This is a genomic window from Melioribacteraceae bacterium, from assembly GCA_019638015.1.
Taxonomy (GTDB): domain Bacteria; phylum Bacteroidota; class Ignavibacteria; order Ignavibacteriales; family Melioribacteraceae; genus JAHBUP01.
Window position 1 is genome coordinate 652,487 of record JAHBUP010000001.1, and the last position, 13,543, is coordinate 666,029.

Here is a 13,543-nt window from a genome sequence, read left to right on the forward strand (position 1 = left end):
TTAACAAAAACTGAGGTTAAGAATGAGAAATATGAAAATAAGCGTTGTTAAGTTTCTGAGTCTTCTCGTAGCGATGCTTATGCTAGGATCATTCAGTACATTTGCTCAGGTTAGTGTAACATTACCAAGTGTAGTGGGGACCTCCGGTCAGACTACAAGCGGAAATGTTACGGTTGGTGATCTTACAGGACAGAATGTAACAGCTTTTCAATTTACAATTACGTATGATAAAAGTGTTGCATATATAACTGGAGCTGATAACGCTGGTACATTATCTGCGTCGAATGCTCTCACTGTAAACGCCGATACGGCAAATGGAAAAATTTCTGTGGCATGGGCAAGTGCAACCGCACTCTCAGGTTCGGGAACTCTCCTAAAATTGAATTTCCTATTTAGAGGTTTTGGTAACGCAGTTTTAGCATTGAACAATACATTTATGTTTAACGCTGGAACTCCAGCTGCTACAACCACTAATGGAAACGCTTTAACAGCTGCTACATTGATCACAGTTAATGATGTTACTGCAAAGACGGGTGAAAATATTATGATCCCACTTTCAGCTACAAATTTAACATCAGGTCAAAATGTAGTTTCTTATAACTATGAATTAACTTATGATGCAGCAAAAATTGACATCACAGGTTACGAGCTTGCCAATACTTTAAGTTCAGATGGCAATGCCTCTATAAACTTAAACACTGCCGGTGTAGTAAAATTTGCATGGGCAAGTGCTACAAATTTGGTTGGTAACGGTGTTTTAATGTATTTGAAAGGAAAAGTGAAAAATGTTGCTGGAACAGCAAATGTAGCTTTAACTTCGTTTCTCTTTAATAATGGCGTTCCAACAAATACAACAAAAAATGGCGTTGTTACAATCACAACAACAAATGTTGCTCCTACATTAGCTTTTTCTCCAGCGGGACCGATATTTGTAACAGATGAACAAAAACCACTTACATTCACATTAGTTGGAACAGATCCAGGTGACGTGCTTACATACTCAGTAGTTGGTGAAATGCCAACAGGCGCTTCATTAAACGCTACTACCGGTGTATTCACATGGACTCCTAACTACGATCAGGGCGGAAAAAACTATTCAGTTAGTTTCAAAGTTACTGACCAGGGTGGTTTATCAGCTACAAAATTAGCATCCATTATTGTGTACAATGTTAACAGAGGTTTGCACTTCACACAAACTCCTGCTGATCTCGTAACAGTACAAGTTCACAATAAACCTGTATTTTATACTTTCACATGGAAAGCAGTTGATGATGATGGAGATCCAGTGATCTACGCATTGCTAGCTGGTCCTGGTGGAAGTAGCATTACTACAGATGGTGTATTCAGCTGGGCTCCAACTGTTGAACAAGCCGGAAAAACCTTTGTAGTTACTGTTCAAGCTACTGATGGTGAATTATCAGTAACTAAATCAGTTCAGGTTAAAGCTAGTGATAATGTAACTGGCGTTCAGGATGAATTAGTTCCAACTACTTTTGAACTAATGCAAAATTATCCAAATCCATTTAATCCATCTACAACAATTAAATTTGGCATTCCATCTACATCGAATGTTAAATTAGTTGTAATGAATATTTTGGGTGAAGAAGTTGCGCAATTAGTAAATAGAGTAATGGCAGCTGGTTATCATCAAGTTGAATTCAATGCATCAAAATTAAATTCAGGTATGTACATCTACAAAATTGAAGCAAATGATTTTGTTTCTATTAAAAAGATGATTCTTATTAAGTAATATCTGATAGTTCTTAAAATGCCCCTTTAAAAAGGGGCATTTTTATTTTAAATTGATATCAGTAAAAAGAGGGTGGAAAACTATGATACAGCTCATTAAAAAAGTATCTTTTATAATTTTATTAGTTCAAAGTTACTTGCTCGCTCAAGTGACTGTTACACTGCCCACAATTTCTGGGCAGCCAAACACTTCTATTACAGTACCGGTAACCGTTTCTCAGTTGCCTGCTTCCAACGCCGCAAACGCGGTTACATCTTATGATTTTCAACTTAATTACAATAAGAATTCTATTTATATAACCGCTGTATCAACATCAGGAAGCATTACGAGCGGTACAATGACAGTTGGACCAAGAGTGTCACCTCAAGACGCTTCCATAGATACTTCAAAAGGATTTATAAGAGGAGCATGGGCCTCCGCCACGCCAATTACTGGTTCAGGCACATTATTTAATATAACGATTAAATTTAGAGAGAGCGGTGCGTCTGTATTGGAATTCAGTACCACATCTCCCTTTACATTTAATGGTGGAAATCCAACTGCTAATGTTGTTAATGGGTTAGCAACAGTCAGTACAGCAAATCAATCTCCAATCTTTGATAATATTCAAAAAAAAACAATAAAAGAAGGTAAAGAATTAAACTTTACCGTTAATGCTGTTGACCCAGAAGGCGCGGCTATAACTTATTCTGCCACAGGATTACCTACCGGCGCAAGCTTTACACCAGCAACTAAAACTTTTAATTGGACCCCCGGGTTTACTCAATCGGGTAATTATTTCGTTGATTTCTTTGCTAATGATGGTAATTCATCTGGTAAACTAACCGTTAATATTGAAGTGCTTGACTCAAACTCTGTACCTGTAATGACGGCTATTCCCAATAAAACTGTCGCCGAAGGTGAGTTATTAACTTTCAAGGTAGAAGCTACTGATGCTGATGGTGATAATTTACTATATTCATCAAGCGTACTTCCTCCAAATGCTTCTTTCAATTCTACAACACAGATGTTCAGCTGGACACCATCATTTAACCAGGCGGGTAATTACGCAATTGTATTCTTTGTAACCGATGGGGTAAATTCTGTTTCGAGAACAGTTGTAATTGCTGTGACTGAATCAAATCAAAAACCTATATTTACAAATAAGATTGGAAATGTTACAATCAACGTTAATGTACCGGCAGTTGAATATACGTTTCAATATACAGGCCAAGACCCGGAAGGATCCTCATTAATTTTTAGTTTGTTGGATGGACCCGCAGAATCTGTTATTACAATGGGAGGACTGTTTAAGTGGACACCAAAGCCTGCTGATGCAGAGAAGACTTTTAGAATTATAGTTAGTCTTTCCGACGGTCAATTAAACTCGGCTGATACTTCATTTATCACTACCGGGAAAGTTGTTTCGGTTGAAAATACAAGTGATCTTCCCAATAAATTTGAATTATATCCAAATTACCCTAATCCATTTAATCCATCAACAAAAATTAAATTTGATATACCGGAAAGCTCCGATATTCGAATTATTGTATTTGATGTTTTGGGTAAGGAGAAGGCGGTGATAGCAGAGGGATTCAAAGCGGCAGGTACATACGAATTAGATTTTACAGCTAAGGACTTAAACAGCGGAATTTATTTTCTGCAAATGAAAGCCAAAAATTTTATTAAAACAACGAAAATGATACTATTGCAATAATCATTTACAGATGCAAATTCGGATTAAAAATTTAATTAAATAAGTTATGTTTTATCGAATTGTATTCTTCATAATACTACTAAATTCACTTCTGCAAGCTCAGGGAACTTGGAGAGAGGTTACAAAAATGCCTCGTCCAGTAACTGAAGCCCAAATAATCTATAATGAAAGTCAATCGCGCCCTCAGTTTTACATTATCGGTGGTTATTCAGATATTGAACAGAGAACGGTCAATTGGATCCAGATTTATGATATATTTAATAATACTTGGGAATTAATTGAGAACGGAATAAATTTTAGAAGGAAAAATTTCTCAGCGGCTTTGTGGGATTCATCCATTGTATTGTTTGGTGGTTTGCAGAATGAAGTAGTTAGCACACCCAACGCTGAATTGTTTAGTCTTTCTAAAAGAAATTCAACAATATTTGAACCAAGTGATAAGTATGTTTTTGATAGAGTTTATGGTAATTGTTTTATTAGTAAGGATACACTATTCGTTCTCGGAGGTAATGTTAAGAGTCAGCCCTACGTTTCTGCATTCAATCTTAAATCAAAAAAAGAAGTTTTTACTGTAACCTACCAGCCGGCCGAAGCTTTACTTGATGAAATGGGTTTTTTCAAAGATGGATTCTTCTATCTTTTTGGTGGTGTACGATTTGTTATAACTAAGGGGACGAAATATTTTGATCAAAAGAAAAGAATGGTTAGTGAGACTCCAGTTACACTCCTTGAACCTAGGGCAGGTGGTGCGGCAATTTATAATTCCAGATTAGGGCATGGGTTAGTCATTGGCGGTTATAATGAAGGGAGAAAAGCTCTTTCATCGGTAGAGTTTGTGTTATTTAATAATGATAATACTTTTTCAATTTATAGAACTGGCAGTATAAATTTTGCCAGAAGAAATCCCATGGCTGCAAACTATGCGAACACAATATTCCTTTTTGGCGGGAGAGATGCGGATGGGAATATTGTCAGTCAAGTTGAACAGTACATTAGTAGTGTTTCGGATATTACTGAGGAGAGCGCAATTCCTACTAACTTTAATTTATTCCAAAATTACCCAAATCCTTTTAACCCGAACACGAGCATTAAATTTTCTTTACCAAAAGAGAGTAATGTTGAGTTAAAAGTGTATAATCTTTTCGGTGAGGAAGTAGCTCTACTTTTAAAAAGATTTATGCCGGTAGGTAATCACTCAATTAGTTTTGATGCATCCGGTTTGCCAAGTGGCACCTACTTTTACAAATTAACAGCCGGTGAATATAGTCAGGCTAAAAAAATGCTTCTACTAAAGTAATTTGTGATTAAAAAAGAAATTTCTAACCCCGGTTTTACGGGGTTTTTTATTTTAAATAATTGGTAGTCGGTAGAATTAATGAGTGAAATCGTTGGGGAGAATATTAGTTGCCGGTTCGCAGACATATTTATAACAATGGTAAAATGTAATCTTATTATTAATCATTTTATAATTAGCGAATATTTCAGGTAAGTCAGAATTATGAAGCATAATTAAAAATAGTGAGGGATTGTTTTTGGCGCTCAATTTTTTGATTAGCTGGTCTAGTTCATTTTTATCCTTATAAACAATAACTAAAAGACTTAATCTCTCACCGCTATAAACTAAATTACTTGCCGCGAAATATGAATAACCAGCGGGATAGGTATTTATAAGATTTGCGTAATGTCTTGAAATCTTTTCTACCGTAATTAAGTATCTGCTTTCCGGAAATATATGTGCTAATATAGAAAGACAGTGATATAATACAGAATTTCCTGAAGGATAAGCTCCATCATAAAATAGTTTGGTACGGGAGATTAAATCAGTTATTGTAGATGATGAAAAATAAAAACCGGCTTCTTCGTCACCGAAATCGGAAAACACCCTATCCATCTTCTTTTTTGCGTCAATCAGGTACTCTAATTTTTGAGTTGCCTGAAATAGTTCTATCGTTCCCAATATAAAAAACGCGTAGTCATCTAAATTTCCTGATACCCGCGTTTTTTCATCTTTCCATGAATGAAAAAGCTGATCTGCCTCAGTCAAATTCTTTGATACGAATTGATAAGCTTTTTCAGCGGCAGAGATATATTTGAAATTATCGAATGTCCTACCAGCCTTAGCCATCGCGGCTATCATTAATCCATTCCAGTCGGCTAATATTTTATCATCTTTAAATGGATGAACTCTTTTATCTCTATGTTCAAAAAGGATTTGGCGTGCATCTTCGACAGATGATTTATATTCAGCCGAGATTAATTCAATACTATTACTGAGAAAGGGTATATTCTTACCTGTAAGTGAATGGGTTATTTCATCGTTGTAGTTTCCGGCAGAATTAATATTATAGTGCTCGCATATAAGCTTTGATTGCTCCGGTGAAAGTAGGGACTCGATTTCACCCTTCTCCCATAAATAAAATAATCCTTCAGCACCTTCACTATCTGCATCTTCAGCGCAATAAAAAGCCCCATCGGGAGAGGTCAATTCTCTCGAAACATATTCAAATATTTCACCTACCGTGTTCTTGAACAAATCATTCTTTGTGTAATTATAAGCCTCGCTGTAGGTATAAATTGCCATTGCCTGATCGTAGAGCATTTTTTCGAAATGAGGAACCAAAAGTTTTTGATCTGTTGAGTAGCGGTGAAAACCAAATCCTACTTGATCATAGATACCGCCGCACCTAAATTTTATAAGTGTATTTTCAGTCATCGTTAAAGCATTACTATTCACTGGGGAATATCTCAGTAAAAAAAGTATGTTCTGAAGTGAGGGAAATTTTGGTGCAGTACCGAAGCCGCCAAACTTTTCATCATAGTTAGATTGGAGGGATTCAAAAATTTTATCATTTAAATTGGCGTTATATGTAGCTACCGGTTGTTCCGCATCAGTTTTATTTAAGTATGATACAATTTCCGAGCTGGTCTTTTTAATATCAGTACGGTTATGATTCCATGCTTCAATAATTTTTTCGAGAAGCTCAATAAATGTAATCCTTCCAAACTTTCTATCTTTAGGAAAATATGTACCAATAAAAAATGGTCTTTTATTGTGATCTATGAATACAGTTAAAGGCCATCCTCCTCTAACTCCCATTATCTGCGCGGCATTCATATAAACATGATCTAAATCGGGACGCTCTTCACGGTCAAGTTTTATCGAAATAAAATTATCATTTAGAAATCTTGCCGTTACCTCATCCTCAAACGATTCATGTTGCATTACATGGCACCAATGACAAGTTGAGTAACCAATTGATAAAAATATTGGTTTGTTTTCTGTGATTGCCTTCTGAAAAGCTTCCTCGCCCCATGGATACCAATCTACAGGATTGTACGCATGCTGCAGAAGATAGGGATTGCTAGTATTTATTAAACGATTTGCTTTTTTATTTTTCATTATTATAAAACGAAATGGAAAGAGTAAAAGTTCAGATAAGTGAAGTGGTAATTAATAATCAATTGCAACAAAACAACTCTAATCCTTTCTTCCTCTTGTAATCAGTCCGATCATTAATGAAAGAATTGCTGAACCGATTATTGACCAGACTATAGGGAAAGTTCTTCCTTGAATTTGTATAGTGTAAAAGAGAGGTAGATCTAATTCGTCGGCGATAATTGGTCCTACCCATGCGCCAAGAAAACCTATCACTATTGAAGCAAAGCAACCGCCGATTGAATAGCCCGATAAACTTTTCCCTATAGCTCCACAAATTGCCGCAATTAAAAGTAATACAAGAAAACCGCCTAAAGTCATTTTAGCTCCCTAAAAATTAAATTCAGCTACGACTACTTTGTTCGTAAAATTAGTTCTTGGAAAAATTCTTTATTAGTGTTGTCTTCAAATAGAGAATAAGAATTCACCAGATTATTTAATACTCGCATTAATATAATTTTTGCCGAGTAATTTTCATAAATAATACTTTCGGCGGAGGGTAAATCTCGAAGCAACTCTCTAATTTCATTTTCGAGGATCATTTTTCCGCCATTGAAACAATCAATAAAAATAATCTCATTCTCAATTTTAACACGTGTTAAAAAATGCCCAGGGAAGTTACAACCTTGAATATTAAAATCGAGTCGATAGCCCGCCAGCATATATATCAATGATAAAGTTATTGGCAAGCCCTGCTTTTCTTTGATAGCATAAACCAAATTACTGTTAAATGGATTATTGTAATCCTTTACAGCGCCTTTTATACCAAATTCTTGAAAAAGAAAATTCGATAAATCTATCTCATCGCCGTAGGGATATTTGAGTAAAAAGTCATCTGTTAATTCTTGAATGTATTTAGGCAGATCCTTTTCACTAAAAAAACCATAATGAAAATAGGATAATACTGTGAGCGCCGATTCCAATTTTTGATACTGGTCGGAAAAATTTAATGCTAATTCCCAATTTTCGAGAATCCATCTCCTTCTATTCGAATAAAAAATCGGTGTTAGTAAACCGAGCTGAAGCGGGGAGAGGGTAAGATCACGACTGAAAATATCCTTTTCAAGGTTAATTCCATAATTCTCAAATTTACTGATGATCTCAATTCTAACCTCAGGCGTATCATCATCCAGAAGATCTATTAAATATGGTAAATCCTTGAAACTCATCTTTTCCCTAATATTTACTTCGCATAAATAATAATTACAATTTACCATTTTATAATCGAGTAAATAATAGAAAAAGTAAATCCGGAAATGGATAATATGCCGGTAAACAAAACTTAAACGAATTAATCAGTTTCTTAGTTATTTAATAATTCGTTTTTACTACAATTAAACAATTTTGCTGTGTACCAATTATCATCCAAACTTAAGATTGATTTGACCTCCAAACCATTTTCCCGGGCAATATTTTGGATAACATCATCATGAATATCGGATATAGTATTTGAATCTTTGTTAGGCCAAAACACGGTAATGAACCCATTATTATGAATATATTTTTTGAATACCGGGAGATCAACTATTAATTCATTTTTCGATTTTACGAATAATTGAATGTTATCGACCTTTCGATCTAATTTTTCCAGAATAGTAATTCGAGATGATAATTCAACATTAAATTTTGATCGATACTCGTGAGGTTCATTTATAAGTTTGATTAGCATACCATCATGAATGCCCAATAATTGCGCTATTTGAATTTTACTTTTCATTTCTCTTTTTATTTGTGCTGATTGGACGGATAAAGAGGATACAAAGTTGCTTTTAATTTATGGCATTTTAATCGTCAAAGCTTTGAAGGGAAGATTGACAGTAAAATTATATGAAGGATATTCAGAAATTATCCTTTTAATTTTCTCGATCCCTTTTTTGTACTCGTCGGCACTAAGTATGCTGAGCTGGCTTGCTTGCGATTTTTCTAAAAATGGATCGTTAAAAACATCACTTCCAACATATGTTTTAGCAACAAGGTCCACATTATCCATTTCTAAAGTTGATCCCGGAATTTGACTACAAATTTTTACCAGTTCAGAAAAAGAGGGAGTCCTGTTCAAATCAAATTTCCTAACTCCATCAAAGAAATCATACATATACCATTTACAAGATTCATCATGGGGATCAAAACCAATAATCAGTAGAATTCCATTCTTATTCAATGATGCAGTCGCTTCCATAATAAATTTTTTTTTATCTGAGAAATGATGAATAGCGTTAATACAATAAATGAATTCGAGCGAATTATTTTTAATTGGGAAATTTGTAGCATCTGCTTGAAGTAAATTTTTAATGTCGTAGCGTTTTTTACCATCTAGAAGCATATTAAGTGAATAATCGGCACCTACAACATTTACTAAATTAGAAATTAAGTTTAGCCAGTATCCGGTTCCGCATCCAATTTCTAATGCGCAGCAAATGTTGTTTTCTCTTATTAATTCAACTAATTTATTCTCGGCGAGAAATAATCTACTGGTATCGTAACGTTTGTGGTACGATCCAGCAATGCTGTCATAACATTCACGGATATTTTTAGACTCGATCATAAGATTCGCAAAACTAACTAAGTATAATAACGTCCTAATTTATGAAAATTCAAATTGGAGATGAAAATGAAAAAGTTATTTATGTTTATTTTCTTCTTATCTGTATCTTTTTTGTATGCTCAAGAGGAAACAATATTTGGAAGCGGAGAAGTAACTCATGGCGGTTTTGGTGGACCAGTAGTAAAATTTACAGAGATTAATGGTCAAACTGGTGTATTGGTTGGTGGAAGAGGAGGGTGGATAATCAATAATACTTTAGTTATTGGCGGCGGTGGTTACGGTTTAGCAAATGATGTTGAGGGTTCGAAGGTTTTTTTAGGGAGCGTTCAAAAATTAAATTTTGGCTATGGCGGTTTTGAAATGGAATATATTATTAACTCAGATAAGATGATTCACGCTACAGTAGGATTTTTAATTGGCGGCGGGGGCGTTAATCATAGAAACTTTTGGGGTGATCTTGATTTTGATATGAAGACGGCCGACACATTTTTCATTACGGAACCTTTTGTTAGCGTTGAAGCAAATATACTTTCATACTTTCGAATCTGCGCGGGAGGAAGTTATCGATATATTTCTGGAATAGATGAAACTCCTAATCTTGGTAATAATGATTTTTCCGGTGTTTCGGCGTTTTTAACTTTTAAATTTGGAAAGTTTTGATAATAAAAAGTCCGCCAAATGGCGGACTGCAAGTAGTGATTATAGAATCCTATTTTTTGTTTGATTTGCCTAACGGCACTGAAAAGATAAAAAATATTTTTAAACTTTTCACTTTTTCTCTTCCCAATCGGTAAGTTTTCCATCTTTAAAAAAGAAGGTAACTTCTCCATAGTATAGCTGTTGAAACACTCCCCATTTCTCAACATTTTTTTCTCTTTTATCTGGAGTGCCCCATCCGGCAATCAGCATTTTGTCGGTCATCCCTTTCCAAACTTGTTTGTTGTAAATCCTCAATCCGTTTACTTCGCCAAATTTTTTTTTATACAACAAGATGGTTCCACTAATCTCATTTTCAATTTTCTTATCAAACAACCCTAATTCCAATTTTAAACTGTCAATTGATTTTGAGAGAAGACTTTTGTGCAGCAGCAAATTCTTTTTAATTGCGCTCATCGAATCTTTTTGAGAAGTAATCTCATGTTCAGAGAGGCTATTATAATTTTGTGAATAAATTATAGATTGAATTAACAGAAAGATTATAAATAATTTTTTCATAGTTGAACTGGAATTAATTAAAAAAAATCCCGCGTAAACGGGATTTTTTATGAGTTATTAAGTCATTTTACATTTTGAAATTATGGGAGCAGAATACTACCATCTTCTTCCGCCGCCGCCGCTTCCGCCGCTATTTCCGCCACGGGAACCGCCTCTTCCACCACCACCGCGTCTATTATCGGTTTTGGGACGAGCTTCATTAACGACAATTTTTTTGCCTTTTAATTCTCTTGTGTTAAGTTCTTCAATTGCTTTTGTTGCCGCAGCTTTATCATTCATTTCAACAAAACCGAAGCCCTTTGATTCACCCGAGAACATATCACGGATTACTTTTACACTTTTTACTTGACCATATTCCTTGAATAATAATTCAAGATCCTCGTCAGTTGCTTGATAAGATAAATTCCCAACAAAAATATTCATTTAAATCTCCTTCATATTAATTGATTAAAATAATCTCTGAGAGAATTTAAGATCGATTTTTCTGATGAGAAGCATTAGCGAAAAACTAATGCAGATTAAATGATAAAGAAAGAAGAGATGAACTGATCTTTAATCAAGTTTTAAATCGTGACTAAGGTCTTCAGAGTAAAAAAAAATGGAAGACTACTCTTCCATTTTGCGGGGCCGACGAGACTCGAACTCGCGACCTCCTGCGTGACAGGCAGGCGTTCTAACCAACTGAACTACGACCCCTTATAAAAATTACTCATAACAGTATTCAAAAAACAAATTAAACACAGTAACGTTTAATTGTGCCACCAAAAATAGTAATATTACCTATTCGATACAAGTTTCCTATAAATTTTCTGATCCGAAACTTACCCCGATAGACAATGCAGCTTCCACCCCCTGATCATTAACTTTAACCAATTTTTGATGTGAGATAGCATCTTCAATATCAACACTAATAATGCTATTCCCTTTTAAAGCCACCATTTGCCCAAAATTATTGCTTAAAACAAGATTTATTGCATTAGTGCCAAATTTTGTTGAGAGAATTCTATCGAATGCGGTAGGACTTCCACCACGCTGCAAATGCCCTAAAACGGTTGTTCTAGCTTCTCTTCCAGTGTCATGCTCAATTTTTTTTGCGATGAATTCACCAATTCCTCCTAATCGAATTGGATCTGTCCTTTTAGCATCAACCTCTTTTACGATCAATTCGCCATCTTTAGGTTTCGCTCCCTCAGCTGCACAGATGAGGCTGAATCTTTTCCCCATTTTTGTGCGCTTCTGTATTTTCTCAAATATCATGTCCCAATTAAACGGAATCTCTGGGATAAGGATAACATCAGCGCCTCCAGCAATTCCCCCATTGAGAGCAATCCATCCGGCATATCGACCCATTACCTCAACTACCATTACTCTATGATGTGATGATGCCGTTGTGTGCAATCTATCGAGCGCTTCAGAAACTACAAATACCGCAGAATCGTGCCCGAACGTGAGATCTGTTGCTTCCAGGTCATTATCGATAGTTTTGGGAACACCCACAACATTCATCCCCATTTTTCTAAGTTTATTGGCGATTGTCATGGTTCCATCGCCACCAATAACTACAACCGCATCGAGCTCCCATTCTTCATAATTTTTAAATACTTGATCTGATACATCTATTATCTTAATCTTATCATTTTCAATTACTGGCCAATGAAATGGGTCGCCTTTATTTGAAGAGCCGAGAATGGTGCCTCCTGTAGCTAGAATTCCCGACACATCCTTATTAATCAACTCCAAACCTCTTTTCTCAACTAATCCTTCAAATCCATCTTGAATGCCGATGACGGTGAGTCCATGATCGTGTGCCGGTTTTGTTACTCCTCTAATAACCGCGTTTAAACCAGGGCAATCGCCCCCTCCGGTTAAAATACCAATTCGCTTTACTTTTTTAGTTGTGGCCATAATTCTGATTTATCTCCAATTCATATTTAATTTTTATCTGCTAAGGCTCATTTCAATCTTGTGAAATTTTTAAAATGAAGCTTGGCAAATTTGTTCATTTGTTCCGTACCCACAATACTTTTTAATTTGTTCGCATAAGTTTCGGTTGCCGAAGAAGCTCCCTTGGGAATATCATAACCATTTTTATAATGTAATTTAAACCAATCTAAAAATGATGCGCGGGCAAGAATTGAAGCCGCGGCAACACCTGTATACTTTTCTGCTTTAGTTTCTTGAACAAACTTAACATCGTCGAATTTTGATGAAGAGGCAACATCTAAATCTCTTTTGCTGAATTTATCAGTAATAACATTCTTACTTTTTGATTTTTCCAAAAGGTTTTCAATAGCTTTAGAGTGAGCCCAGTTTAAAAGTTTATTAAGATTATTAAAGCGGGGATAAAGTTCATTGTATTTTTCGGGATTTATTCTAATCACTTCATAATTTTCTTTTACAATTCTTTTAATTGAAGGTGCAAGTATAGAAATCTGATTATCATTTATTAATTTACTGTCGCGCACACCAATACTAAAAAGTTCTTCCTTCGAACGTGGATCGACATGAACTGCAGCAACAACAAGAGGACCAAAAAAATCTCCTTTGCCGGCTTCATCTGTGCCAATATATTCATCGGGTTCTGCAACCGTCTGTTCAATTAATTCTAATTGTTTTTGATCAAAAATTATGCTGTTTAATTGATTGAATAGGGGAGAGGCATTGTCTCCTTGTAAAATTGTTTTTACTCCTTTTTTACCAAAGAAGACCTGAACTTTAATTTTATCTTTTCCGAGAACCGTATTAAATTCATAATTGTATTCTCTCAAAATTATCGATTCCGTTTTGAATCCCGAACTTTGGAGTAAGTTTTTTAGTTCTTCTGTTTTGTGCTTTGCATTTTCTTTAAGGATCATAGAATCAAAATTTATTTGAGAATAGTTTTTATTTTTAGATAATTTT

General features: G+C 35.1%; 13 protein-coding genes and 1 tRNA gene. 4 read left to right on the forward strand and 10 right to left on the reverse strand.

Annotated features, from left to right (window positions below; translation table 11 throughout):
• The first annotated feature begins 22 nt into the window (after positions 1-22).
• The 3 genes from KF816_02670 (at position 23) to KF816_02680 (ending at position 4,743) form a co-directional block, all read left to right on the forward strand.
• Entirely contained in the window at positions 23-1,750 is a 1,728-nt protein-coding gene (locus KF816_02670; GenBank protein ID MBX3006910.1) for a T9SS type A sorting domain-containing protein, read from the forward strand.
• 82 nt (positions 1,751-1,832) lie between these two features.
• Entirely contained in the window at positions 1,833-3,446 is a 1,614-nt protein-coding gene (locus KF816_02675; protein MBX3006911.1) for a T9SS type A sorting domain-containing protein, read from the forward strand.
• A 46-nt stretch (positions 3,447-3,492) separates the two neighbouring features.
• Positions 3,493-4,743, forward strand: coding sequence for a T9SS type A sorting domain-containing protein (locus tag KF816_02680; protein ID MBX3006912.1), 1,251 nt, complete (start codon positions 3,493-3,495; stop codon positions 4,741-4,743).
• A gap of 75 nt (positions 4,744-4,818) precedes the next feature.
• On the opposite strand, the gene KF816_02685 is transcribed toward KF816_02680, so the two are convergent.
• The 5 genes from KF816_02685 to KF816_02705 form a co-directional block, all read right to left on the reverse strand.
• The gene (locus KF816_02685) at positions 4,819-6,846 is read right to left on the reverse strand and encodes a thioredoxin domain-containing protein (GenBank protein MBX3006913.1); all 2,028 of its coding nucleotides are present in this window, start codon (positions 6,844-6,846) and stop codon (positions 4,819-4,821) included.
• Positions 6,847-6,924: 78 nt separating this feature from the next.
• Complete coding sequence (locus KF816_02690; GenBank protein ID MBX3006914.1) at positions 6,925-7,203, reverse strand: hypothetical protein; 279 nt, start codon at positions 7,201-7,203, stop codon at positions 6,925-6,927.
• A gap of 32 nt (positions 7,204-7,235) precedes the next feature.
• Positions 7,236-8,051, reverse strand: coding sequence for a transglutaminase family protein (locus KF816_02695; GenBank protein MBX3006915.1), 816 nt, complete (start codon positions 8,049-8,051; stop codon positions 7,236-7,238).
• Between the two features lie 134 nt (positions 8,052-8,185).
• Positions 8,186-8,599: a hypothetical protein gene (locus KF816_02700; GenBank protein MBX3006916.1), complete on the reverse strand. Its 414-nt coding sequence runs from the start codon at positions 8,597-8,599 to the stop codon at positions 8,186-8,188.
• 57 nt (positions 8,600-8,656) lie between these two features.
• Complete coding sequence (locus tag KF816_02705; protein MBX3006917.1) at positions 8,657-9,427, reverse strand: class I SAM-dependent methyltransferase; 771 nt, start codon at positions 9,425-9,427, stop codon at positions 8,657-8,659.
• 66 nt (positions 9,428-9,493) lie between these two features.
• Between KF816_02705 and KF816_02710 the strand changes: the two genes are divergently transcribed.
• Positions 9,494-10,087: a hypothetical protein gene (locus KF816_02710; GenBank protein ID MBX3006918.1), complete on the forward strand. Its 594-nt coding sequence runs from the start codon at positions 9,494-9,496 to the stop codon at positions 10,085-10,087.
• A 108-nt stretch (positions 10,088-10,195) separates the two neighbouring features.
• Here KF816_02710 and KF816_02715 read toward each other — a convergent pair whose 3' ends face one another.
• The 5 genes from KF816_02715 to rnhC all read right to left on the reverse strand — a co-directional run bounded on the left by KF816_02715 (position 10,196) and on the right by rnhC (position 13,497).
• Positions 10,196-10,642 (reverse strand): hypothetical protein, encoded by a 447-nt coding sequence (locus KF816_02715; protein ID MBX3006919.1) that lies wholly within the window; start codon positions 10,640-10,642, stop codon positions 10,196-10,198.
• A gap of 96 nt (positions 10,643-10,738) precedes the next feature.
• Positions 10,739-11,065 (reverse strand): RNA-binding protein, encoded by a 327-nt coding sequence (locus KF816_02720; GenBank protein ID MBX3006920.1) that lies wholly within the window; start codon positions 11,063-11,065, stop codon positions 10,739-10,741.
• A gap of 199 nt (positions 11,066-11,264) precedes the next feature.
• Positions 11,265-11,338 (reverse strand) — tRNA-Asp (locus KF816_02725).
• A 102-nt stretch (positions 11,339-11,440) separates the two neighbouring features.
• Positions 11,441-12,547 (reverse strand): ATP-dependent 6-phosphofructokinase, encoded by a 1,107-nt coding sequence (locus tag KF816_02730; protein ID MBX3006921.1) that lies wholly within the window; start codon positions 12,545-12,547, stop codon positions 11,441-11,443.
• A gap of 47 nt (positions 12,548-12,594) precedes the next feature.
• Positions 12,595-13,497, reverse strand: a complete 903-nt coding sequence (gene rnhC / locus KF816_02735) for a ribonuclease HIII (GenBank protein ID MBX3006922.1) — start codon at positions 13,495-13,497, stop codon at positions 12,595-12,597.
• Between the last annotated feature and the right edge of the window lie 46 nt (positions 13,498-13,543).